19 protein-coding genes are annotated in these 24,457 nt (G+C 44.2%); 4 read left to right on the plus strand and 15 right to left on the minus strand.

Annotated features, from left to right (window positions below; translation table 11 throughout):
* The first annotated feature begins 380 nt into the window (after positions 1-380).
* Complete coding sequence (locus B2866_RS04230; RefSeq protein ID WP_296190979.1) at positions 381-1,808, plus strand: adenylate/guanylate cyclase domain-containing protein; 1,428 nt, start codon at positions 381-383, stop codon at positions 1,806-1,808.
* A 95-nt stretch (positions 1,809-1,903) separates the two neighbouring features.
* Here the strand turns inward: B2866_RS04230 and fdx are convergent, their stop codons facing one another.
* The 8 genes from fdx to B2866_RS04270 form a co-directional block, all read right to left on the minus strand.
* On the minus strand, positions 1,904-2,242 hold the full coding sequence (fdx, locus tag B2866_RS04235; RefSeq protein WP_296190981.1) for an ISC system 2Fe-2S type ferredoxin: 339 nt from the start codon (positions 2,240-2,242) through the stop codon (positions 1,904-1,906).
* Between the two features lie 114 nt (positions 2,243-2,356).
* Positions 2,357-4,234 (minus strand): Fe-S protein assembly chaperone HscA, encoded by a 1,878-nt coding sequence (gene hscA, locus B2866_RS04240; RefSeq protein WP_296190983.1) that lies wholly within the window; start codon positions 4,232-4,234, stop codon positions 2,357-2,359.
* Between the two features lie 216 nt (positions 4,235-4,450).
* Positions 4,451-5,041, minus strand: coding sequence for a Fe-S protein assembly co-chaperone HscB (gene hscB, locus B2866_RS04245; protein ID WP_296190985.1), 591 nt, complete (start codon positions 5,039-5,041; stop codon positions 4,451-4,453).
* A gap of 152 nt (positions 5,042-5,193) precedes the next feature.
* Positions 5,194-5,514, minus strand: a complete 321-nt coding sequence (gene iscA / locus B2866_RS04250; RefSeq protein ID WP_296190986.1) for an iron-sulfur cluster assembly protein IscA — start codon at positions 5,512-5,514, stop codon at positions 5,194-5,196.
* A 227-nt stretch (positions 5,515-5,741) separates the two neighbouring features.
* Positions 5,742-6,152, minus strand: coding sequence for a Fe-S cluster assembly scaffold IscU (iscU, locus tag B2866_RS04255; RefSeq protein WP_183620927.1), 411 nt, complete (start codon positions 6,150-6,152; stop codon positions 5,742-5,744).
* Positions 6,153-6,382: 230 nt separating this feature from the next.
* The gene (locus tag B2866_RS04260; RefSeq protein WP_296190988.1) at positions 6,383-7,609 is read right to left on the minus strand and encodes an IscS subfamily cysteine desulfurase; all 1,227 of its coding nucleotides are present in this window, start codon (positions 7,607-7,609) and stop codon (positions 6,383-6,385) included.
* Entirely contained in the window at positions 7,606-8,118 is a 513-nt protein-coding gene (locus tag B2866_RS04265; protein ID WP_296190991.1) for an Rrf2 family transcriptional regulator, read from the minus strand. The genes B2866_RS04260 and B2866_RS04265 overlap by 4 nt, the downstream gene beginning before the upstream one ends.
* A gap of 490 nt (positions 8,119-8,608) precedes the next feature.
* A complete protein-coding gene (locus tag B2866_RS04270; RefSeq protein ID WP_296190993.1) occupies positions 8,609-9,256 on the minus strand; it encodes a hypothetical protein in 648 nt (215 codons plus the stop codon).
* A 587-nt stretch (positions 9,257-9,843) separates the two neighbouring features.
* On the opposite strand from B2866_RS04270, the gene B2866_RS04275 reads away from it, so the two are divergent.
* On the plus strand, positions 9,844-10,155 hold the full coding sequence (locus B2866_RS04275) for an HU family DNA-binding protein (protein WP_296190995.1): 312 nt from the start codon (positions 9,844-9,846) through the stop codon (positions 10,153-10,155).
* A 472-nt stretch (positions 10,156-10,627) separates the two neighbouring features.
* Complete coding sequence (locus B2866_RS04280; RefSeq protein ID WP_296190997.1) at positions 10,628-12,502, plus strand: SurA N-terminal domain-containing protein; 1,875 nt, start codon at positions 10,628-10,630, stop codon at positions 12,500-12,502.
* Positions 12,503-12,652: 150 nt separating this feature from the next.
* Here the strand turns inward: B2866_RS04280 and purH are convergent, their stop codons facing one another.
* The 6 genes from purH to mrcB all read right to left on the minus strand — a co-directional run bounded on the left by purH (position 12,653) and on the right by mrcB (position 21,005).
* A complete protein-coding gene (gene purH / locus B2866_RS04285; protein ID WP_296190999.1) occupies positions 12,653-14,233 on the minus strand; it encodes a bifunctional phosphoribosylaminoimidazolecarboxamide formyltransferase/IMP cyclohydrolase in 1,581 nt (526 codons plus the stop codon).
* A gap of 199 nt (positions 14,234-14,432) precedes the next feature.
* Complete coding sequence (gene fis, locus B2866_RS04290; protein WP_409520890.1) at positions 14,433-14,789, minus strand: DNA-binding transcriptional regulator Fis; 357 nt, start codon at positions 14,787-14,789, stop codon at positions 14,433-14,435.
* A 235-nt stretch (positions 14,790-15,024) separates the two neighbouring features.
* Complete coding sequence (locus B2866_RS04295; RefSeq protein ID WP_296191001.1) at positions 15,025-16,350, minus strand: DUF3426 domain-containing protein; 1,326 nt, start codon at positions 16,348-16,350, stop codon at positions 15,025-15,027.
* A 194-nt stretch (positions 16,351-16,544) separates the two neighbouring features.
* Positions 16,545-17,471 (minus strand): 50S ribosomal protein L11 methyltransferase, encoded by a 927-nt coding sequence (gene prmA, locus B2866_RS04300; protein WP_296191003.1) that lies wholly within the window; start codon positions 17,469-17,471, stop codon positions 16,545-16,547.
* Between the two features lie 130 nt (positions 17,472-17,601).
* On the minus strand, positions 17,602-18,468 hold the full coding sequence (locus tag B2866_RS04305; protein WP_296191004.1) for a tetratricopeptide repeat protein: 867 nt from the start codon (positions 18,466-18,468) through the stop codon (positions 17,602-17,604).
* A gap of 29 nt (positions 18,469-18,497) precedes the next feature.
* A complete protein-coding gene (mrcB, locus tag B2866_RS04310; RefSeq protein ID WP_296191006.1) occupies positions 18,498-21,005 on the minus strand; it encodes a penicillin-binding protein 1B in 2,508 nt (835 codons plus the stop codon).
* Positions 21,006-21,449: 444 nt separating this feature from the next.
* Between mrcB and B2866_RS04315 the strand changes: the two genes are divergently transcribed.
* Positions 21,450-24,269 (plus strand): heavy metal translocating P-type ATPase, encoded by a 2,820-nt coding sequence (locus B2866_RS04315; protein WP_296191009.1) that lies wholly within the window; start codon positions 21,450-21,452, stop codon positions 24,267-24,269.
* Positions 24,270-24,370: 101 nt separating this feature from the next.
* Here the strand turns inward: B2866_RS04315 and B2866_RS04320 are convergent.
* Positions 24,371-24,457: IS3 family transposase (locus tag B2866_RS04320; protein WP_296191011.1), on the minus strand; the 87-nt coding region annotated here is incomplete at its 5' end.

Here is a 24,457-nt window from a genome sequence, read left to right on the forward strand (position 1 = left end):
GGAATAATTTGCTTAAACAGCCACAAAGAATTCGGTCGTTAACTGCTCGTGCTTGGGCGCACCTTTAATTGTTGTGTTTGGTATAAGATTGTTTTCGTTGACCATGAGCTTCACACTGCTTTTTATGACTAATAAGCGACAAGTGGTATGCTTTTGCTTACCAGTGTCCTAGGTAAGGCAGCATTAAAGCCGTATAATAGATAGATTTTCTATCTACTTATATTATCAAATGTTGATAAAGCGATTTACTTATTCACGCATTTACTTATTAACTTAAGCACTTGTCAATTTGAGTACTGCACAAAAATATATGTTGATATAAGAGCTATTCTAATTTTTATTCAAACCTTTGATAGTTTTCCTTTAAGCGAACCTTGACCATGGCATTTTTTGAAACCACAAGCCCAAAGATTCCTGCCCAGGGTAGTAGTAGCAATGCCTATCGATTTGATTATCCAGAAATCTTTGTTTTAATACTGACGGTTGTCTTGCTCGCGATACATTACAATTTTAGTCCGACGTCGATGGCGCTCGCTGTTGTGGTTTGTTTGCCAAGTTTGCTGATTTTAATTTATAACTATCGCCGTCCAACCAGTTTTTGGACGTCTAACATTGTTATTATCTTATCTTCGGCGGTCATAGGCTCGATACAGTTTTGTGCAGTGATTTCGCTCAGTTTAGCAGCGCTCATCGGTCTGCGAATTATTCTTAGTAGCCCTGAAAATCATCTCAAACTTCTTGCTGCGTCAGTAGTGACGGTCATTGTCTTTTATTACGTCAGTGTGACTTTAAATAGTACTGAGATGGACTGTCACGACAGCTTGGTCACCCCTGTGGTGTTATTGGCCAGTATGATTGTGATACTGTGCCATTTTCGCCATGTTTATCGTGATTATGTAGCTTATGAAGCGCGAGCGCGGCAAGCGGCTGGACGCCTAAATACCATGGTTTCTGTGATTAATAAATTGACGCGCTTTGTCCCGCCGCAAGTTTGGGAGCCGATCGTCAAATCTGATAGTCCGGTTAGCGTCGAAAATAAACGCGCCAAGCTGACGATGATGTTTTCAGATATTGTCGGCTTTACAGAATTGTCTGATAGTTTAAGCGCTGACAATTTGGCGGATATTCTAAATACCTATATGCATTGTATGACGTTAATCGCTAATAAGCACGGCGCGGTGCTGGATAAGTTTATCGGCGATGGGATGGTGTGCTTTTTTGGGGAGCCGAACAGTCGAGGGCCACGCCAAGATGCGCTCGATTGTGTGGCAATGGCGATAGATATGCGCCGTGAAATGCGCACCTTACGGCAAAAATGGCGGCTGCTCGGTTTCGAGGGTTTGTATATTCGTATCGGTATTACCACTGGCTACTGTCATGTCGGCAATTTTGGCAGTAATAATCGCCTGAGCTATACGCTGATTGGTAAAGAAGCCAACCTTGCGTCAAGGCTTGAGGCAGTCGCTGGTAAAGGTCAGATATTTATTAGCGAAAGTACCCATGACTATATTTCGCATGATTATGACTGTGAATATGTCGGTGCTTTTCAGCTCAAGGGTTTTGATAATAAGGTAAGTGCGTGGCAGGTACTCGACCCTGATGAAAATAAAGGTCAGTTGTCAAAATGGGTGGATCATACGCTACCTGGCTTTAATTTGCATCTGAACTTTAAAGACATGCAAAGTAATGACTATCAAGATATCAGAAATCGCTTGAATCTAGCGCTTGCCCGTATCGAACAAGAAGAGCAGGCGTCGCTGCTTGAGATAGTCGCAGCAAGTAAGCAGGAAAATATCAGTCATAATTAGCTACAGATTAATTTCGACTTAAAAGTATTTATAAAAAGAAAAATCCAGTTATTCATCATAACTGGATTTTTTGGTTTCATTTCATGCGTTATTATTTAATGATTTTCTTTGGCATGGTTCAACGTATATTTAGGAATCTCAATCGTTAAATCATCATCTTCAAGCATCACTTGGCACGATAGGCGTGAATCAGGCTCTAGACCCCATGCGCGGTCTAATAAATCCGCTTCGATATCGTCCATCTCATCTAAGGTGTTAAAGCCTTTACGTACCACGACATGACAAGTGGTACAGGCTTTTGACATCTCGCAAGCATGTTCAATCTTGATGCCCTTTTCCAGTAGTGCTTTACATAAATTGCTGCCCGATTCTAGCTCGACTTCTGTGCCTTCTGGGCAAATTTCATGATGAGGTAATATCGTAATTTTTGGCATAAGTTATTTGTCCGCTGCTAATCAATTAAAAATAAAAAAGGGTCAACCTAGTACAGTTGTTAGTTTAGTTTCTCAAGCGTTTATTGTATGAATGATATTTATAAAAGCCATATGCTACCAATCTTGCGCACTGGTACCTGACATACTGGCCTTGACGCTCTGATTCATAATACGCGCGGCAAAAGCATCACTGTGTGGCTTTAATTTAGCTTGGGCCCCTTCGATAACGGCTAAGTCGTCGGTGCTAAGCGCGCTTTGCAAGGCTTGCATACTTTTAGTCAATAATTGCTGTTCTTCAGGTGAAACTAGCGCAGCAAACTCGTTAAGCGCTGACTGTAGCGCCAGTAACTCACGTTCTGCTTCTACCTTAGTCTCGATTAAAGAGCGCGCATTTTTATCTTCTTCCGCATACTTAAAGCCTGCGATTAATAATTGCTCTTTTTGCTCATCAGATAGGCCATAAGATGGCACAATCTCAATTTTACTTTCAGTCTTGGTAGTCGTTTCTTGTGCACTGACGGTCAGCTGACCATTGGCATCAATACTAAAGGTCACCTCAATACGCGCAAAGCCCGCTTTCATCGGCGGAATACCATATAGCTCAAAGCGCCCCAATGAGCGGCAGTTATCCACTGTTTCACGCTCACCTTGCACCACGTGAATCACCATACCGGTTTGACCATCTTGGTAAGTAGTAAAGACTTGGCGTTTTTTGACTGGAATAGGGGTGTTGCGTGGAATCAGCACTTCAACCAAGCCGCCCATGGTTTCAAGACCGAGCGATAAAGGCGTCACATCGAGCAATAATAAACCATTATCACTATCGCCATTGACCAATTGATGCGCCGTTTGTGCGGCACCTAAAGCCACAACTTCATCTGGATTAAGACGGCAAAGCGGTTCTTTAGCAAAGAAATCTGCCACCACCTGCTGCACCGCAGGCATACGCGTAGAACCACCGACCAAAATGACTTCATCTAAGTCAGCGGCAGATAATTTGGCATCGCGCAATACTTGCTCGCAGACACTTAGCGTGCGGCGGCTCACTGGCTCTGCAATTGTTATCAAATCGTCACTGCGTAACACACCTTGAAAAGAGCGTTCATTGACGACAATGTCGATATCGACTTGCTCAGCATCGGTCAATGCTTGTTTATAGCTTTTTGCTTGCTGCGCAAGTATTGATTTGTCATGCAAGCTTACGTCTTTGGGGTCGATATTTAATTGCTTAATCAGCCAATTGGTCAGTAAGCGGTCAATATCATCACCGCCAAGCGCACTATTGCCGCCCGTTGCTAAGACTTCAAACACGCCATCGCTGAGCTTTAAAATAGATACATCAAAAGTACCACCACCCAAATCATAGATTAAGTAGTAGTTTTCACTATTGTCATCAGTAGGCTGATCAAGACCGTAAGCAACGGCAGCAGCGGTAGGCTCATTCAATAAACGCAAAACGTTAATACCTGCAGCTTGCGCCGCATCTTTGGTGGCTTGACGCTGCGCTTCATCAAAATAGGCAGGCACAGTAATCACCGCGCCTTGAATGCTATCGTCAGGTAAGGCGCTTGCGGCACGTTGCTCTAGCGCCGCTAAAATACGCGCGGACACTTCGACAGGAGAAACTTCACCCTGCGCCGTTACAAAAGCTGGCATGGCATCTTTGCTGCCACTTAACTCATAAGGATGGGAGAATTTAATATCGGCTTGGCTACGGCCCATAAAGCGCTTAGCCGAGATAATGGTATTTTTTGGATCATCTGCTAAGTGGGCGAGGGCGTCATAGCCGACTAAGGGCTTGCCAGCACTTGGATAGTAGACTACCGACGGCAATAAAGTATTGGTCGTTGTACCGGCTTGCAAAACTTGCGCCTTGCCTGAGCGTACCACAGCGACCAATGAGCGCGTCGTTCCAAGGTCAATTCCTAGGCCAAAACGATGTTGGTGAGGTTGGGCACTTTGATTGGGTTCGGCAATTTGCAATAAAGACATAAGAAAACTCAAAGATAAAATGAATTAAGTGAAATGATACAAATATAATATATGGTCGACTAACATTTAAGCATTTGGATTTAGCAAGCTATAGTAAAAATGATAAAGAGCATTTAATGTTTACAATTATACGGCAGAGGAGTGGTTATTTTAACCTTAACTGCATATAAGCTTGTTACCCGTGAAGTTAAATAACTTAACTAAATTAGTATGACGCTAGACGTATAAGTCATCGTCATCTAAATGCTCAGCAGACGCGACTTCATCAAGCCCTGTAGTAACATCGGCATCTAATTTCACCAAAAATTTTAATTTTTGCGTGGCATCAATCGCCGTTTGCCAATCTTGGCTCTGATAAGCGCTATTAAAACGCTCAGATTGCTTATTTAGACGCTCGGTAATCTGCGGATGTAGTTGCTTTAGCGCGGCAAGCTCTTTGCCTTCAATCGCATCGTCCAAATCCATACGCCTTTGCATCGCATCTTCTAAGAAGTCCAAGTCGGCAATAGAATGCTCTAAGTTCTGCGCTTGCCCAGCGATATCTAACAAATAGCTGGCGCGACTGTCAGGGGCACTTAACGTTTGATAAGCTTGGTTAATGAGCGCCGAAGCTTGCTCTGATTGCTGCTTAGCTCGTGCGCTATCTGCTGTGTTTTTGCTATCAGCAACAACATTGTCCGGATGATAGCATTTTTGTAGCAGACGCAACTGTTGAGCAAGGTGTTCTTGATCCACCGCAAACTGGACAGGTTGCTCAAATAGGGCAAAGAAGTTATCAAACTGGGCGTCGGTCGTGATGTCTGTCATATCGTCTGCCTTTGTTTTTATTATTGTGAGGACTTGCTTTTTGATGACTGGTCTGTCATAGCTCAGCACTGATTTAGTATCTAAGCGCTAGCTCAGGTTTTAAACGCTAAGCGCTTGCATATCAATCGTTTAGCGCGCTCTGGTTTAGAGTTTTATACCGTAAACGATTCACCGCAGCCACATTCACCTTTTTGATTGGGATTGGTGAATTTAAAGCCCTCGTTGAGGCCCTCTTTTTCATAATCCATCAATAAGCCATTTAAGTAGACCAAGCTTTTTGGGTCAATAAAAATATTCACGCCACGGCTTTCATAACGGGTATCGTTTTCGTCGGGCGTGTCAACAAACTCTAGTACGTAAGCCAAACCTGAGCAGCCCGCTGTACGAATGCCCACTCGAATGCCTTCACCTTTACCGCGATTGTCCAAAAAGTCTTGAACATGCTGAGCGGCGCGTTCTGTCATTTCAATCATGCCAACTCCCATTGACTATCAATAATTGAGATAATAATTGCGGCAAAAGCGTTTTTATCAACACCAATGCCAATAAAGCGTTAAAAATAAATAAAAGGTGACAATTACATGAGCGTTATTGTCACCTTATGGGCGTTAGTAGCTTCTAACGTCGTATTACTCATGTTTGTTTTCAAATTCGCTACTAGCGCCTTTCATATAGATAAACGCGTACGCTTTATATGAACTTAGCTGGTTGCTTCTTCAGTGACTGCAGCAGCGCTATGCTTGCCTTTATAGTCGCTAATCGCCGCTTTAATGGCGTCTTCTGCAAGGACTGAGCAATGCACTTTTACAGGTGGCAATGCCAATTCTTCAGCGATATCCATATTTTTAATCTCGCCAGCTTGATCCAAGCTTTTGCCTTTTAGCCACTCGGTGACAAGCGAGCTTGAAGCAATTGCTGAACCGCAGCCATAGGTTTTAAAGCGTGCGTCTTCAATGATACCGTTATCATCGACTTGGATTTGCAGACGCATCACATCGCCACATGCTGGCGCACCAACCATACCTGTACCAACGTTTTTGGCATTTTTGTCAAGATTGCCGACGTTGCGTGGGTTTTCGTAATGATCAATAACCTGGTCACTATAAGCCATGGGGTTTTCTCCTAGTTAGATGATGAATAGTCATTTAAACAATTGACTTATATGATGAACTTTCTAAATAAGTAACTTATTAAGTTTAAATGTCTGTCTACTCATCGATAATTGGGGTCAAACACATATTATAAAAATGGTATTTATAATTGTCTGATGAATTATTTGGTTTAATGCTTATACCTGATAACCATTAAACCTTTTTACTATTAAAGTTTTATAAATAAATATTAATGCTCAGACCATTCTACCGAGTCTAAATCAACGCCTTCTTGGTACATATCCCAAAGTGGCGATAGCGCGCGTAATTTGTCTACCGCTTCATGCATCTGTTTTACCACGGTATCAATATCTTCTTCGGTGGTGTAACGACCAAAGCTAAAGCGGATTGAGCTATGTGCCAACTCATCGGGGCGACCAATGGCGCGCAATACATACGATGGCTCAAGCGTCGCTGATGTACAGGCTGAACCTGATGAAACCGCCAAGTCTTTTAACGACATCATCAGTGACTCGCCTTCAACAAAGTTAAAGCTGATATTAATGATGTTAGGCACGCTGTTCTCTAAATCACCGTTTAGATAAATCTCTTCGATGTCTTGCAGACCGTCCCACAGTTTTTGGCGTAATTTTGCAACGTGAGCATGGTCTTTTTCATAACGCTCATTGGCCAATGCAAATGCCGCACCTAGCCCAACGATTTGGTGCGTGGGCAGGGTACCTGAACGCATACCGCGCTCATGACCACCGCCATGCTGCTCGGCTTTTAAACGAATACGTGGTTTACGGCGAACAAATAGGGCACCGATACCTTTAGGACCATACGCTTTATGACCTGAGAAACTCATCAAGTCAATTTTCATCTCTTCAAGATTGACAAGTATTTTACCCACAGACTGCGCACCATCGACATGGAAGACAACACCCGCTTTGCGAGTAATCTCACCAATCGCGGCGACATCAGTAATGGTACCAAGCTCATTATTAACCATCATCAATGACACTAAAATCGTATCATCACGTAGTGCTTCTTGCACTTGTTCTGGCAAAATCAAGCCAGTACCAGCTTGCGGCTCAAGATAAGTAATCTCAAAACCTTCTTGCTCAAGCTCACGGCAAGTATCTAATACCGCTTTATGCTCAATTTTACTGGTAATGATGTGCTTACCGCGTGACTGATAAAAGTGTGCCGCGCCTTTAATGGCTAAGTTATCTGACTCTGTTGCGCCCGAGGTAAAGACGATTTCGCGTGGGTCCGCATGAATCACTTCAGCGACTTGCTGACGAGCCGTTTCCACCGCTTCTTCTGCTTGCCAGCCATAGCCATGTGATCGTGATGCTGGGTTACCAAAGATGCCGTCTACCGTCAGATATTCGCTCATTTTGGCAGCGACTGACTTAGCAACTGGCGTAGTGGCGGCATAATCTAAGTATATAAGGTTGTTATGTTGGCTCATGCTGGGTTTGCCTCGCTGGTCGATAGAGTAATAGTGTTAATGTCTTTTGTAGAGATGTCGTTTGGAAACGTGATGTGCTGACGGTCTGAGACTGACTGCACATGTTCCATGTCTAATAATTGCGCTAATGTTATATTTTTCAAGTATTGCTCAACATGATTGGATAGCGCGCACCATAAATCATGCGTTAGGCACATTGTACCACTTTGACAATCGCCGCGTCCGCCGCACTGCATCGCATCGACAGACTCATCGACGGCAGAGATGATGCTCATCACATCAATCTCATCAAGGGGCTTGGCTAAGTGGTAACCGCCTGCTGCGCCGCGGATACTGGTGACCAAACCGCGCTTACGAAGTTTGGAAAACAACTGTTCAAGATAAGAGATAGATATCGATTGTCGCTTAGCAATGTCAGATAATGAGACAGCACTATCTTGTTGGCTAGTTTGCAAAGCCAAATCAAGTAAAGCGGTCACGGCGTATCTGCCTCGAGTAGTCAAACGCATGTGTTATCTCCAATCCTTTTAATAAAAAGTTTATTTAACAACGAACCTAGTCTTGTCATATTCGAAAAGTGCCTGATTACCAATAAATCCTTTGTGGGTTCATAATCGACTTATTGGCCACTGACGATTAGTAATTCGCCATACTTGCGCTTCTATTTAGGAAAATCATCTATCGACTAGGTGGTGTCTTGTCGCTATTAAACAGCAGATGGTTTACCCGATGTGTGCAACGATAGGGTAATTATACTCAATCCCGAGTAATTTAGTCAAGATTAAAGTGTGGTTGAATGGTGAGTGCGACTTATTCCTATCATTGATAAAAACAATGATAGGTAATCTTAAGGCTTAAAAGAGAATAAATGCGCGAACGCGCAGGATATGAACTGCAGAAAGGATACAAGAGCGCTTAATAAGTCTCAACCCTATTAAACGCGATACAAGGTGAGAAGAGTAACTTTAAAAACACCTCATCACTGCAGTTAGTAAGGCATTAGGTCATGATAAATAAAGCAATAACGGCAGCGATAGCGATAACTGCAAAAATAATTGCGGTAATGATAAAGGTCTTTTGCTTACTTTGCAGTTCTTTGACCGTGGTTTCAAGCTCACGGTTTTTAATGGTCAAGGTGTTAATTTGAGTTTGCTGCTCTTTAATACGCAGCTTATAACTCTCCTTTTTTTCTGCCATTTCTGCTTCAGTAGGCTTGGTCTTACTTTTACCGCCCTTAATCTTTTTAATCAAACCTTGAATCAGGCTACCAAAACCAAGCTGCATAATAAACTGTTTGACTAGCTGTACTTGCACCGACTCACCGCGCATTTGCAGCTTTTCAGTCGATTCAGTGTCGTGGGTGATGATGGCATTAATCACCTGAACGCTATAAGCGTTGATAATCACGTCAGGCTCACTACGACCGATAGGCAATCTATCGTCTAATAACACCCCTTTGGTCGTAAAGGTAGCAAAAACCTCTACATGAGGTAGGTATAATCTGAGCGCGACGACAGTCTCTTGCTTAGCAAGTGGATAAGCAGCTTTACGGAGCTCTGGGTCTAAACGTAACAGCAGGGTCAGCGCTGACTCGATAAACACCAATATGATATTAAGAAAAGAGTGAGACAACGTAGAACGCTTCATGTAAATAATCCGTTTTTATTGTTTAAGTTAAAGATAAAAGGACAAGCCAAGGTCAAAATCCACCCAAAATGCACAATACAATCGCGCTTATAGTAACGCCTTTAGCGTAAAAAGTAACGCGCGTTTCTGTCAGTTGGTCAGTCACTACCTTATAGTTTGCTTATCTATAAAGACACCAAAATTTATGACTGGTAATGCATCAGCCGGACTTAGCAGTTGTTTTTAGCTCTAAGTTTATGCTTTAGTTTCTTAATTTTGATTGTTAGTATAAAAACTGCACTTTAAGCACCTGTGTCATCTTTGAGTATTTAGGTTATCAAGGCAAAATTCATAAGAGAGCCAATATAAAGATAGGTGCTTTATTTCAATAAATCCTATAAGCTAAAGTAGCGATTTAATAGAAAACTTGCAGCAGTTTTAAGTAACATTGAGTGTCAAATACGTAGTAGAGTGCACAAAAATATGTAAAATCGCTTGCGCTCCTTATGCTGCCTTGATATAAAGGCGTTAACAAAGCGAAACCTGTTTATGCGTGAGGCCAGTGGTTTTTATTGCTTAAGTACTCTGAGAGCGATACAATACTTGGCGTGAGCGCTTTTTACCCCCTAAAACTTGAAGGAAATTTTATGAATAAGTCAGAATTAATTGATAGCATCGCCGAAAAAAGTGGTCTAAATAAAACTCAAGCTGGCGAAGCTTTGAATGCAGTAATGGAAAGTGTTGGTGAAGCGCTAGAAGCTGGCGATAGCATCTCATTGGTTGGTTTTGGTACTTTTAGCGTAAAAGACCGCAAAGCGCGTACTGGCCGTAACCCTAAGACTGGTGAAGAGCTTAGCATTCCAGCAAGCAAAGTACCAAGCTTTAAAGCCGGTAAAAACCTAAAAGAGCGTTTAAACTAAGCCGCTTTGTTTAAGTCGCACTCTTTTTAGCTATACTATAATAATCAAATGCTCGTTGACTATGACGTGATACACGAATAAAAACAGCGTTGGTTGGCAGTAAAACAATAGATAGCAGCTCATGACTTAACGATTCATTAAGTCATGGGAGAATGAGCAAAAAAGCACCTAGAGATTAGGTGCTTTTTTTAGTGCTGAAATTTGTAGTATTTAGTGGCAATAGTCGCCTGAATATTTTGAGTATATATTAAAAATCACGTATCATAGGGCGCGCGATAGCGGTGTTGTATAAACAAGACTTATTATAACCTTTATCAATAAGTTTTTTATAACCTTTATCAATAAGTTTTGTTTTACAGCGATAAAATGTACACGTTCTTCTTCTTACCATTGCCTGCTTATACAGCGTTGATATTATTAATAGTATTACAATGGTCTTTCATCAATATAGGTTAATAAAGCAGAGATAACTATGGATAAATTGCGCGATTTCTTAAAAAGCTGGCCGGGTCGCATTTTATTGATTTTATGCCTATCGCCGCTCGCTCTATTGGGTGTAGAAAGCTACTTTGGCGGCGGGGTCGATCCCAACCAAATCGCTCAAGTAGGTGACAAAAGCGTGGGAATGTCCGAGTATCAAACTGCCGTCAATAACCGCCGTAGCGAGCTTTTAGACCAAGTTGATGATGCCAGTTTATTAAATGAAGATGTGCTGCACGAGCAAGTCCTAAAAGGATTGATTGACCGTACCTTGTTAGAGCAGCAGGCTGGCAAGCTTGGCATGACGGTTTCTGATGACACCATCAATCGTTTACTGCGCCAAGAAGAAATCTTTAAAGATGCAGAAGGCAATTTTTCTAACGAGCAGTTTGCAAACTTTTTACGTCAGCGTAATATGACAAAAAATCAGCTGTTTGCTGAGTTTCGCAACCAGTTAAGCCTAGATCAGCTCAATGCAAGCATCGTCGGTACCGCAGTTTATCCAATGCAAGCGGTCAGTCAGTTGATTGACTTGCAGCTAGAGTCGCGCAATGTCTGGCTGCATCGTTTCAAATGGCAAGATTATGCTGAGCAAGTAAAGTTGAGCAAGGGTGATATACAAGCTTACTATGATGCCAATAAAGACAAACTCAAAAGCGCGGCTATGGTCGACTTGGCTTACTTGCAGCTAAATCCGCAAGCGATTGAAGTTAATGATGTGACCCAAGAAGATTTGCAGCAGCAATATGAAGCTTACAAGCAAAATCTTGCCATTGTTGATGAACGTAAAATCAGTCAAATCTTGCTAACGGGTAAAGATGCCAAAGCACGTGCGGATAAAATTAAAGCCCGCCTTGCGACAGGTGAGTCATTTGCTAAAGTTGCGAAAGCCGAGTCGGATGACCCATCAGGCGAAACAGGCGGCGATATCGGACGTTTTAACCCGGCGGTATTTGGTAATGATGCGCCAGCCGTCGAAAAAGCGCTTGCAGGCTTAAGCGTTGGTGATGTCAGCGCTCCTGTGAAGACCAGCTTTGGCTATCAGATATTTACTGTGACTGAGGACAATGGTAGCAAAATACCAAGTCTAGAGAGTATGCGTGCAGAGCTAACCGCTAAAGCCAAAGAATATAAACGTCAGGAAATGTATGCCGATAAAGTCACGGCGATTAATGACTTGGCAGCAGATGGCTTTAGTATCGAAGACATCGCTCAGCAAGAAAATGTGCCATTAAAACGCATTAAAGATTATCGTAAAGAAAACAACCAATCTGCTTTGGCGCAGCCGGCGGTGATTAAGCAAGCGTTTGATGAATTTACCATTCAAGACCAAGCAGTGACCGCGGGTATTGAGGTTGGTAACGGTACAGTATGGGTGCAGCCAAGTAATTATCGTCCAACCAAGACCTTGTCTTTGACAGCAGCGACGCCAAGAATCACGCAGATATTGCGTCAACAAAAAGCGACGGCTTTAGCGTTACAAGCGGCGAAAAAACTGGCCGCTGGTATTAAGACGCCTGCCGATATTGCGAAACAGCCCATTAAGCTGCAAGCATTGGGCGAGATAAACCGTCAGACCACGCAATTGAGCGAAAAAGAGCGCGGCTTAGCCTTTAGTCAGCAAGCAGCAGAAAATGGTGTCGTGGCGGTAGCGAGTGAGACTGAAACGGGTGCGACGTTATTGGTCGGTGATCGCATCAAAACAGAGCAGCAATCGCCGCTATCTGATGCCCAAAGAGCACAAACTGCCGCCATTATTCGTGACAATTTGGGTCAAGATCAGCTGCAAGATTATTTAGATTATCTACGCATGGTCTATAAAGTTGAGATTAATGAAGCCAATATGGCCAATGCGCAAGGACGTTAAGCGCTATAAGGCATTTGTTAAACCCTTTTTTTAACGAGTTTCATTAAGCCTTAAATACAAAAAAGCCACTATGATAGTGGCTTTTTTATGCGCTACAATTTTTATTTACTCTTAACGCTGTTGTCTTAACAGCATTATCTTAACTGCTGATTAATGGCGGAAGTGGCGCATACCAGTGAAGACCATGGCGATACCATGCTCATTGGCGGCAGCAATCGTTTCATCATCACGCATAGAGCCGCCTGGTTGGATGATAGCAGCAATACCGACTTCAGCAGCGTTATCGATACCATCACGGAACGGGAAGAAGGCATCTGATGCCATTACCGCGCCTTCGGTAGCAAGACCAGCGTGCTCGGCTTTGATAGCGGCGATACGTGCTGAATTGACGCGGCTCATTTGACCAGCGCCGATACCGATAGTGCGTTGATTCTTGGCATAAACGATGGCGTTAGATTTGACATATTTAGCGACATTCCAGCTAAATAATAAATCAGCAATTTGTGCTTCGGTTGGTTGGACGTCGGTAACGATTTTTAAATCGTTGGCGGTAATAAGGCCCAAATCTTGCTCTTGCACCAACAAACCACCATTGACGCGTTTATAATCAAGCTGGCTGTCGCGCTGCTCAGGCGTTGACAGCTCGCCGCATACTAAGACGCGCACGTTTTTCTTAGCAGCGGTCGCCTCCAAAACGCCATCTTCAATACTTGGCGCAATGATGACTTCGACAAATTGATTGTCGATAATGGCTTTGGCTGCATTAAGAGTGAGTCGGCGGTTAAAGGCGATAATACCACCAAAAGATGACTCAGGGTCGGTACTAAAGGCTGTGCGATAAGCCGTGACTTGATCGCTATCTACGGCGACACCGCAAGGATTGGCATGTTTTACAATCACGCAAGCGGGCGCACTAAAGGCTTTAACACATTCAAGCGCGGCATCAGTATCAGCGATATTGTTATAAGAGAGCTCTTTACCTTGCAGTTGCTGCGCGGTTGCAATAGAGGCTTGCTGGCTTTTTAGCGCATGATTTTCGACATAAAAAGCAGCTTTTTGATGGGGGTTTTCTCCGTAGCGTAGGTCTTGCACTTTTTCAAGTTGAACGTTAAAGGTACGGGAAAAATGCTCAGGCTCTTGAGTTTCATTCACACGGCTGCCCAAGAAGTTTGCAATCATTCCGTCATATTGTGCGGTATGCTCAAAGGCTTTGACCGCTAAATCGTAGCGTAGGGCAGGGGTTAGTGTCGTCCCTTCACCTAAGGCGTCGAGTACGCGCGTATAATCAGCAGGGTCGGTTACAATACCAACGTGAGCGTGGTTTTTTGCGGCTGAACGCACCATGGTAGGACCGCCAATATCGATGTTTTCGATCGCATCGTTCATGGTTACGTCAGGACGGGCGATAGTTTGAGCAAACGGATAAAGATTGACGACGACCAAATCAATGCGCTCAATAGCGTGCTCATTCATGACGCTGTCATCGGTACCGCGGCGTCCTAAAATACCGCCATGGATTTTTGGATGTAGCGTTTTAACACGGCCATCCATCATTTCAGGGAAGCCCGTATAGTCTGAAACTTCAGTGACGGCGACATTGTTTTCTGTCAGCAAGCGGTAAGTACCGCCAGTCGATAATAAACCAAAACCAGCTTTGAGCAGGCCTTGGGCGAATTCTACGATATTTGACTTATCGGAAACCGATAGTAGGGCAAGGGGAGTTGTACTCATAAAAAAATTTCCATAAAAAAAGCCTGACGTAAACGTCTGGCAAGGTAATAATGGCAAGCAGTGCAGAGCATATCGGGTTTGATAAGATCATAAACTATAAACGTGCCATACAATTGAATGTCGGTTAGCAGTGCTAAGGAGCGTGGTGAGTGCGATATTTGGTCGTCGTAAATAACAGCGACTGGTATAAAGCCATAGATTACATTAAGCCATAAGTTTTGAGCTTTTTACGTAGAGTACCGCGATTGAGACCTAAGATTTGTGCACACTTGGTCTGATTGCCGCGGCACTTCTCGAGCACGACTGACAATAGTGGCTGCTCTATCTCTTTTAAAATAAGCTCATATAAGTCGGTTGGCATCTCATCATCGAGCATCGCAAAATACTGCCGCACCACGCGCTCTACATGCACACGTAACGGTTGGTGCGCATGAAGGCTATTGTCTAAGGAAGCTTCTACCTTGTGGATAGAGCGATGATAGCCGTCTTTATAATCAGCAGAGCTCTCAGTATTCGGGTCAATATGAGTGGCATTATACGGTGCAGGTGGTGCCATAAGATAATGTCCTTAAGCGTAAGCGTAAACCATAAGGCGTTTAAGCGCTATTATAACAAAGTCAACGCCTATCCGAGCAACAGATTGGGCATTACCCTATTATTACTCTAGGCTTGACGCTATTTATTGTCATTTATGACGACAGATTTAAAACATTTAGAATAAATTTGATAAAAGAGCAAAACTTTTGAATAAATTTTATTGCTTATAAATGGCATTTCTACCAAGCCTGATGTTAATAAATAGGCTTGGCGTTTACTTTGTCGATTTGAGCATGGGCGACTGGGATGGTAAATAACAGCTGCTTGCGACTTGTCGCGCCCAGTTGGCTCTGCGTGCTGAGTAGATAATCTTGCGGCCCTGCAATAAATTCGCCAATAAGTGCCTCACTACCATAAATACTGACTTTCACATAGGGAAGGAGTTGTGCTTGGGTGCTTTGATTGTTTAAGGTGATGCTGATATCACTAAAGGTGTCGGCAGTCTTAATGCGGCTAGGCCGATGAGTGATATCGCTTGTGCTCAAAGCCGCCAGATTGGCGCTAGGAAGGCTACAAGCGGCGATAGCACATACTTTTTGTAAACGCTCGGCATGGGCAGGATTTTTAACCAAGTTATCTAAATTAAAAATGACATACTGCGCAAAAAGTAGCAGCGCTAACACCAAACAACCAAGTGTCCACAGTAATGAAGCAAGCGAGCGCTTAGTAGGCGTTGGTGAAAACTTAGCTTGTGCTTGCTGTCTTTTAAGGCGTGCGGCCTGCGAGTTGTCTTCGTCTTTAATAGAAACGCCCATACTTGCCAGCAGCGCTGATAAATCTGTGTCTTTTCTTGGACTATGACCGTCTTCGTTTTCATTTTGTTCTTTGAGCAGTTTTTCAAGCCAAGATTCATCGCTATTATCATCGACACTGGCGTGGATGTCATTAGCTGCTGCTGAGCTCAGAGCCACTTGAGCGGCTGATGCTGGCTCTTTTATAAGAGCGTTTGCTAAAGAGGGTTTTTCTATGGAACTAACAGAGGAGTAGGCGCTTTTATCTAACTTTGTTGCTGTGCTTTTCGGCAGCTTATCATGACTGTTTGTGGTTGAGGTAGGGGTGCTATCCGCTGCTTGCGTTAGCCAAGCGTCCATACTATCTAGCGAGCCGTATTCTAAATCTTCTTCTTCAAAACCTGCAATCTCCATATCATCATGAATCAACTCATCATCTATCAAACCTTCTTCAACCATATCATCATGGATAAGAATATCTGCATCTTCTGGTTCAGATGTGACGTTTGGTTTGGTTGTGGCTTTTGCTTTTGATTCTGATTCTGGCGTAACGGTAGACGTTTGCTTAATAGAAGCATTGGCCGTAGTGGATGCATCAGATTGAGGTTCACGCCCCATAGCGTCAGCAGTAGGCTCTGTATCAGCCGTGACAATAAGGTTGTTATTGACCAAAAAACTGTGCTGACAATGTTGACAGCAAACATTGGCTGTTTTTTGGTTCAACTGTGTTTTTTTGATATTAAAAATAGCATGACAATGAGGGCACTGGGTTTTGATTGGCGTAGTCATAAGGTCGAATCCAAAGAGGTATCAGTATTAATACCGCATGTTAATACCATATAGGCACTTACCAACCGCTGCCAGTTTCTCTTATGTCTTTTTTATCTATTAATCATCATAATTTTTAGGCAACGATAGAGTAGCGTCAAATACACAACATTATTTAACTGCTCCTCTATCGTAACAGATGTAATTAAATGTTGCTAGCCTGTAAATGTACCAGATAAACGCTGCCAATGTTGATCTTCTTGCGCGGTAAAAGCATGCTTAGGATCGAGCGTAAAGTAAGGCTGATATGCTTCGCTGACTTGCTCAGTTTGCGATTCAATCAAACCTGCTAATACGATACGGCTTTTGGGTGCCATCAGGGTCGCAAAATAAGGCGCTAAACCAATAAGTGGCTTGGCTAAAATATTGGCAACCATGATCTCCACAGGTTTCATATCGTTTTGTTGCCAGTAGTTATTAAAGTCCTCTGGCAGAAATGCTTGTAGGCAGTCATCAACGTGATTGCGCGCCGCATTTTGATTGGTAGCAAGCACCGCTTGTGGGTCAATATCTACGGCATAAACTTGACGTGCGCCCAATAACAGCGCCGCAATCCCTAAAATACCTGAGCCACAGCCATAATCGATCACAACTTTATCGGTCAGGTCTTGCTCGGTCAGCCAATCAAGACAGAGACGAGTAGTGGCATGGTAGCCAGTACCAAAAGCCAAACCTGGATCCATAATGATATTGGTAGCATCAGGGTTCGGCGGTGTCAGCCAATTAGGCACAATCCATAAGTTATTGGCGCACTCGATTGGCTTATAATTGGACATCCATTCGCGCTCCCAATCCTTGTCATCGACAGCGCTGACCCACGTTCGGCTGGCTTGTACTTGCGCACCAATTTCATGGCTTAACTCCTCAAGTAATTGACGATTGCCAGCGTCTGTATTGGCGTCAAACAATCCTGTTAGTATGACTTCATCCCATAAGGGCGATTCGCCAGGTAGGGGTTCAAATAAAGGCTGATCACCCGCGTCATCTAAAGCAATTGATAGCGCGCCAGCTTCTAATAACAGTGCCTCAGCGAGATCGACATTATCTTTTTCACATTGTAAATGCAGTTGTTGCCATGCCATAAAGGTAACCTTAGTTTAAAGTAAAAGAAAATAGTTAGTAAACAAGATAGAAAAATTAACGACTAAATCTATAAGCCTATTTTAGCGCTTATAGATTCAGTCGTCATAGTAAATACGAGGGCGTGTGCTATTAGCGCAGGGCCTGTTTGGCCTCATTTATCACGCGGCCGTTACCTTGCGCTTGTCCTGATTGCAAGATAATTTGCCACAGAGCACGTCGGCGAGTGCTGTCTTGAGCGACAGTCAAACCTCGGCGCGCCATCGCTTCAGCCTTACGCGGTTGGTTCTTTTTAAGGGCGACTTGCGCCAAATAAAAATAGACGGCTGATGATTTGGGCGCGAGGCGCTGCGCGCGCGTGAAGCTGCTCTCAGCGCCATTGAGATTGCCTGACTTTAATTGCTCTGTACCTGTTTGCATGAGGTTTCTAAAGGCTGGCAAGTTGCTGTTATTGGCTGTGCTTTGCTGACTGCGCTGCTGTGAATTTTGCCGCGCCCGCTCTAATAGCTCATTATGCGAAGGAATCGATGGTTCAGATAGGAGGTAATCTTCACGAGAAGGTGTAAGGATGATGGTATCTTGGTTATCAGGCTGCGTGATGATTGGACTTTGCGTAGGCAGTGTATGAACCGGCGTATAAACCTGTTCTGCTTCGGTCGGCGGGATAGCTGGCGCAGGTTGTTTGGGCGCTGGATAAGGCTCGGTAGAGTACTTATCATCATCACTTTTAATAATGGGTGCTTGGGTTGCCGTTACTGATGGTTTTGCAGCTGGCTGCTGATTTTGAGCTACTGACGTTTGCGCAGGAGTGGGTTTGATGATTGTCGGCGCTGTTTGGCATGCACTTAAGCTCATTGCGCCGATAGCGGCGCTAAGCGTTAGGATAGTATTCACTAGCTTAGTTCGCAGGTTAAACGGCTCAACTTTAAATCGAGCAATTTTAAATGGAGCAGTACTAGCCTGCTTAGTGGTGCTAGTTTGCTGTATCAATAAAGCCATATTAAAACCCTTTTTAACTCTCAAAAACGCTAGAACCATTCAACGGCGCGATCGTACCAAGTGTCAGCACGATTGCTTGGCCCACCTTCTTGCTCAGCATTACCAGCATTGTCAGCGTCGTCACCTTCGTTATCCGTATCGACGGCTTCGCCATTAGGAATATCCAAACCTTCACGGCGACGCTGCTGATTGATAGAGCCTTGCTCATTTTGCCATTGTATCTGCTCACGGGCACGGTCTTGCTGATATAGGCCAATGGCACAACTGCTAGCTTCTTCAGGTAGATACGCAGACATCACTGGCAGATAGCGCGCATCGGCACAGCGCTCATTAGACAGCTTGCCTGAGTTGTTCTCAAGCCACAACCACTCAATTCCTTCGGGCTCTGGCAGCGCGACAGGGGTCAGCTTTAGGCGATTCATATATTCGACCCAGACTGGTAAAGCGCCACTACCACCGCTTAGACCAATCGGTTTGTTGTCATCACGGCCGACCCAAACCACGCTGACATAGTTGCCGCTGTAGCCGGCAAACCAAGCATCACGGTAATCGTTGGTCGTACCTGTTTTACCAGCAAGATTTAAGTTGCTGCCAAGCGATTGTATGCGTTTGGCCGTACCGTTTTTGACCACGTCTTGCAGGGCATAGTTAATCAAAAAGTTGGTTTCAGGCGGGATACTACGCTGAGTGTTTAATCCCGTACGCTGCAAGATACGACCGCGATCATCAATGACGCTACGAATACTGTGGATAGGCGTGCGAAAACCACCGGTAGCAAATACTTGGTAAACCCCAAGCATATCCATTGGGCTAAGATTGACCGAGCCTAATAAAGCCGAAGGATAAGGCGGGATTTTCTCTTTAACGCCCATGCGCTGTAGCTGCTTGGCAAAGGTATTAACGCCAAACTCCATACCCAAACGTACCGCGCTGTGATTATACGATTGCGATAAAGCGGTGGTAAATGGCACATAACCATGGTCACGATTGTCGTAGTTTTTAGGATTCCACTCAGTACCGTCACTCAGATTGACCGTAATCGGCGAATCATCGACCGAGCTTGCCAAATTATAGCGCCCGCTTTCAAGCGCCGTCATATAGATTATCGGCTTTAATAATGAGCCAACTTGGCGTTTGGCGTCGACAGCACGGTTAAAACCGGTAAATTCACTGCCACTACCGACCACTGCTACTAGCTCGCCGGTTTCAGGATTGGCACTGACTAATGCGCCTTGTAAATCTTTGGTTTTGCTACCACGACGACGTAACTCACCAAGTTTTCTCTCGACCGCTTTGTCCGCTGCCAATTGGGCAATAGGATCTAAGGTACTGATGATAATCAGACCTTCATTTTTTAGATCATCAGAATAATAGACTTTATTCAATTCACGCTTGACGATATCAAGAAAATCAGGGAACTGGCTTTTGCCTTCAACGGGTTTGTCCGCCACATCGAGTGGTTTTTCTATCGCTTTTTCGTATTCTTCTTGGCTAATTTTACCGACCGCTAGCATATTGCTCAGTACCGTGTTACGGCGCGCTGTCGAGTCTTTTGGATGACGGCGCGGATTATAAACGCTCGGGCCTTTTGCCATACCAACGAGCAGTGCCTGTTGGTCTAAACGCAGCTCTTTGAGCGGTTTATCAAAATAAAATTGTGAGGCAAGGCCAAAGCCATTGATAGAGCGATTGCCGTTTTGACCCAAGTAAATCTCGTTTAGATAGGTTTGCAGAATCTCATCTTTACTATAATGCAGCTCAAGTAGCACCGCCATCAATGCTTCATTGGCTTTACGTTTCATCGTCCGATCGGAGTTCAGATAAAAGTTTTTAATCAGCTGCTGAGTGATGGTCGAGCCGCCTTGTCTAGGACCACCGGTAAAGTTGTTTATTACCGCCCGCGCGATACCACGTATCGAGACGCCTTTATGCTCATAAAACCCGCGATCTTCTGTAGCAATCAGTGCGTCAATCAGTGGCTGCGGTACTTGATCGAGCGTCACCACCATGCGATCTTCGTTACTATCTGGATAAATACCGCCGATGTTTACCGGCTCCAGACGAATGATGCCGGTTTTGGCAGGCTGGGTGCTTTGTACCGACTCAATCTTATTGCCAGCAATGGTCATTTTGATGACTTGTTCTTTGTCCACATCATTGGCGCTATAGGTAAAACCGCGTGTATGGATAAAGTAGGTATTGCCAGATTTATGGTAGGTACCGGTGCGATCATAAGCCTTGTTGCTCTGATAATTGAGCAGCTTAAGCCAAGTTTTCATGGTGTCTGTATCGACATTGGCGCCCTGATACAGCTCCAAAGGCTGCGAGTAAACCTTAGCAGGAATGTCCCAGCGCTTGCCCTCAAACTTGTGGGTAATGGTGCGATCAAGTTTGACCAAATATAGCGCCAACAGCACCATGGCCGCGATAATGACAATTAATAAAATACCGCTAAACACCACGCCGCGCTGCTGTGAGGGTAGCGTATTGATAGCAGGCTTAGAGGACTGTGGTCGCTTAGAATTAGATTTTTGCACTGATGACACACCATTTTGGGATAAAAAACTGCCTCATAATGACGCAAATTGACAAATTTTTCAATCTATCATCATCAACGCTAGTATTCATTAAGCAGGCGTTAAACTTTGATGGGTTGTGTTTTAGCGGTATTAAGATTCTAGGATAAAGGGCTAGGCTGCTTACGGGGTGCGCTTGTAGTATAATGTTTATATTAATAGTTGGGTTGATATCAATCGTTTTATCGACCGCTTTTATTAATAGTTTTCAACGATTTTTTTGGTCTCATTTATGCCAATATCATTGTACCAATAACGTTGTGCCAATATCTATGTAAAGTAGCTGTGTTAAAGGCAGATAATCCAATCGCTTTTTTACATAGGGATTGACTCTAGTTAATCAGAGCAAGTTTATTAAAAGCCGGTCGGCCGCAAGTAAACTTGTCGAAAGGAAATAGCGCGATCATGTCCAGTATTCCGTCATCCATGCCAGCAAGTAGCAACCGTCATTATCAAGATCATTCGATTACTGAGGGTCTGGTGCTGCCGCTTGCCGGTCACTGTTTTCATTGCGGTGATCCAGTGCCAGAGCCGCCGTTTCATACGGATATTTTAGGTCAGTCGCGAGAGATGTGCTGTATGGGCTGTCAGTTGGCGTCGCAAAGTATCGTTGAAGCAGGGCTTGAGCAATATTATCTTGACCGCTCAGAGATTAATCGTACGGCAAGCTTACCCACGCAGCTGACGCGCCTCGAAGCTTATGATCACGATGAGATAAAATCTCAATTTGTCTACGCCCAAGACGGCATGTCGGTAGCAGAACTATCGGTCAACAACCTGCGCTGTGCTGCCTGTACGTGGCTGATTGAGTCACGTTTAGATGAGTTAGATGGCATCAGTCAGTGTCAGGTGAATTTAACCAATCAGCGTATGCGGGTGATTTGGGACGAAGATAAGCTGCCGATTAGTCGTATTTTGGGCGTTATCAATGAGATTGGCTACGAAGCCAAGCCTTATCGGCAAGATACCCATGAGGCCATGCTGGCACGTCATAACAGTCAGATGCTATTGCGTCTTGGTATCGCGGCGCTCGGCTCGATGCAGGCAATGATGTATGCGGTGGCGATTTATTTTGGTGAATATAGTGACATGCTGATATTTCAGCGTGATTTTCTACGTTGGGTGTCGCTATTTGTGAGTACGCCGGTGTTCTTTTATGCCGGTGTGCCGTTTTTTACCTCAGCATGGTCAGCGATTCGTGCCCGGCAAGTCAATATGGATGTACCAGTTAGTATTGCCTTAGTGGTGACGTTCTTTGCCAGTCTTTATGCGACCATTACCGGGCAAGGGGAGACATACTTTGATTCGGTCAGTATGTTTATTTTCTTCTTATTGGCTGGGCGTTATATTGAGCATAATGCACGCTTAAAAGCCGCTACCATGGCCAATGACTTGGTGGTGGTCGAGCCCGTCTTAGTACAAAAAATTGCCGAAGATAAAGACGCCGCTGCGCGTATTTTGGAACTCTTAGAGCAAAATACGCTTGATAACACTTCTATTGATAATGATCCTGAAAAGGCTATTAATCCAAATAATAATTTAGCGACAAATGGCACAACCACTATCGCAAAATCGATGCCAAACTTTATGCAAAGTATGGATGCCAATATTAAGCAATTGACCACACGTATCGCTCAAGAATGGCAACAGTCAAATAATACGTCTGAGAGTCTCTCAAAAACGCAGCATACGCCGAATCATAAGCCAAAAGACAAACAGATGGTGACCGCTCATAGTTTGCAAGTGGGCGATATTATTATGGTGGAGGCCGGTTCTGAGATTATCAGCGATGGTATCTTGCTTAGCTCCACCGCGACCGTTTCGCAAAGCTTGTTGACAGGCGAGGGCGATTTAATCATCAAAACCCAAGGCGATTATATCGTTGGCGGCGCCCAAAATGACAGTCAGCCGTTTGAGATGCTCGTGACGGCATTGCCAGAAGACAGCCAGATAGGGTTGATTGACAGGCTGATGAACCGTGCCATGAGTGAGAAACCAAAACTTGCTCAGCAAGCAGATAAGCTGGCGCGTTGGTTTGTGGCGCGGATTTTAGTATTGTCAGCGTTGGTATTTATTGGCTGGTATATCGTCGACCCAAGCCAAGCGATTTGGGCAACGGTGGCGGTATTGGTGGCGACCTGTCCGTGTGCATTGTCTTTAGCGACACCGATTGCGCTGACCGTAGCGACCAATCGATTGGCGAGTTATGGTTTTTTAACCACGCGTGGCCATACGCTGCAAACCCTTGCTGAGATTACCCATGTGGCGTTTGATAAAACAGGCACGCTCACTTATGGTAAGCCCAATTTATTAAATATCGAGCGATTGGCAAGTCATGATACGACAGCTACTAACAATGAAGAAAAGGACAAGCTATTAGCGATTGCAGCGGCGCTAGAAGTCGGTAGCCGCCATCCGATTGCTCACGCTTTGCTCACCGCCGCTTATCAATTACATCTGCCTGCGACGCAGTCGTTACAATACTATCCTGCAGGCGGGGTAGAGGCAATGATTGATGGTGTCCTATATCGCATCGGTCATGTTGATTTTGCCTTAGATAGAACGGGCCATGCTGCTAATGCGGATAACGATTTAATCATTGATTTAACCACTCATCGTGCCAGCTCCGCGGTGGTATTATCTTGTCAGAATAGTCAATCAAATACATGGCAAGCGCTGGCCTGTTTTTACTTTAATGATAAGGTACGCGATAGTGCTAAATCGATGCTTGATACCATCAAAGAGCTTGGTATTGAGCCTGTTATGCTCACCGGCGACCCAAGCCCGCAAGCACTAATAATGGCTGAGGACTTAGGCATGAAAGCCGCCTATAACGGTCTGTCACCAACCGATAAAGTCAATCATATTCAAGCGCTACAAGCAAAAGGCGCGGTTGTACTCATGGTCGGGGATGGTATTAATGATGCGCCAGTATTGGCGGCCGCCGATGTGTCGACTTCGATTGCGGGCGCGGCAGATTTGGCGCAAGTATCGAGTGACAGTATTATTCTAAATGGTCAAATCGAAGCTATCACGGCGGCGAAACGTATCGCTGATAAGACCAAACGTATTATTAAGCAAAACTTACGTTGGGCGCTTATTTATAATAGTAGTGTCTTGATACCAGCAGCTCTAGGTTATGTACCGCCTTGGCTTGCAGCCATCGGCATGTCACTAAGCTCATTATTTGTGGTATTAAATGCGCTGCGTCTAAAGCGTGCTTAATGTAAAGCAGCTTTAACTTATTTATATAAACTTCTGAAAATTACCCACAAAAAAACCGCCTTTATAAATGAACTGACCCCCTAAACTTGGACGGTTTAAGTTTACAACAAGGACTGAGTTCTGTATTTTACAGGACTCAGTCCTTTTAGTTTAAGCTGAATTCTCTCATGATTATAATAATGCATATA

The sequence above is a fragment of the Psychrobacter sp. UBA3483 genome (assembly GCF_002377905.1).
GTDB lineage: Bacteria > Pseudomonadota > Gammaproteobacteria > Pseudomonadales > Moraxellaceae > Psychrobacter.

Excerpts from the sequence above, each read along its gene's own strand:
- B2866_RS04305 (WP_296191004.1), bottom strand. The coding sequence starts at position 18,468 with ATGGCTTTATTGATACAGCAAACTAGCACCACTAAGCAGGCTAGTACT.
- B2866_RS04280 (WP_296190997.1), top strand. The coding sequence starts at position 10,628 with ATGGATAAATTGCGCGATTTCTTAAAAAGCTGGCCGGGTCGCATTTTA.
- B2866_RS04260 (WP_296190988.1), bottom strand. The coding sequence starts at position 7,609 with ATGAGCCAACATAACAACCTTATATACTTAGATTATGCCGCCACTACG.
- iscA (WP_296190986.1), bottom strand. The coding sequence starts at position 5,514 with ATGATTGAAATGACAGAACGCGCCGCTCAGCATGTTCAAGACTTTTTG.
- iscU (WP_183620927.1), bottom strand. The coding sequence starts at position 6,152 with ATGGCTTATAGTGACCAGGTTATTGATCATTACGAAAACCCACGCAAC.
- purH (WP_296190999.1), bottom strand. The coding sequence starts at position 14,233 with ATGAGTACAACTCCCCTTGCCCTACTATCGGTTTCCGATAAGTCAAAT.
- fdx (WP_296190981.1), bottom strand. The coding sequence starts at position 2,242 with ATGCCAAAAATTACGATATTACCTCATCATGAAATTTGCCCAGAAGGC.
- hscB (WP_296190985.1), bottom strand. The coding sequence starts at position 5,041 with ATGACAGACATCACGACCGACGCCCAGTTTGATAACTTCTTTGCCCTA.
- B2866_RS04265 (WP_296190991.1), bottom strand. The coding sequence starts at position 8,118 with ATGCGTTTGACTACTCGAGGCAGATACGCCGTGACCGCTTTACTTGAT.
- prmA (WP_296191003.1), bottom strand. The coding sequence starts at position 17,471 with ATGGCATGGCAACAACTGCATTTACAATGTGAAAAAGATAATGTCGAT.
- hscA (WP_296190983.1), bottom strand. The coding sequence starts at position 4,234 with ATGTCTTTATTGCAAATTGCCGAACCCAATCAAAGTGCCCAACCTCAC.
- B2866_RS04270 (WP_296190993.1), bottom strand. The coding sequence starts at position 9,256 with ATGAAGCGTTCTACGTTGTCTCACTCTTTTCTTAATATCATATTGGTG.
- B2866_RS04315 (WP_296191009.1), top strand. The coding sequence starts at position 21,450 with ATGTCCAGTATTCCGTCATCCATGCCAGCAAGTAGCAACCGTCATTAT.
- fis (WP_409520890.1), bottom strand. The coding sequence starts at position 14,789 with ATGGCACCACCTGCACCGTATAATGCCACTCATATTGACCCGAATACT.
- B2866_RS04295 (WP_296191001.1), bottom strand. The coding sequence starts at position 16,350 with ATGACTACGCCAATCAAAACCCAGTGCCCTCATTGTCATGCTATTTTT.
- B2866_RS04230 (WP_296190979.1), top strand. The coding sequence starts at position 381 with ATGGCATTTTTTGAAACCACAAGCCCAAAGATTCCTGCCCAGGGTAGT.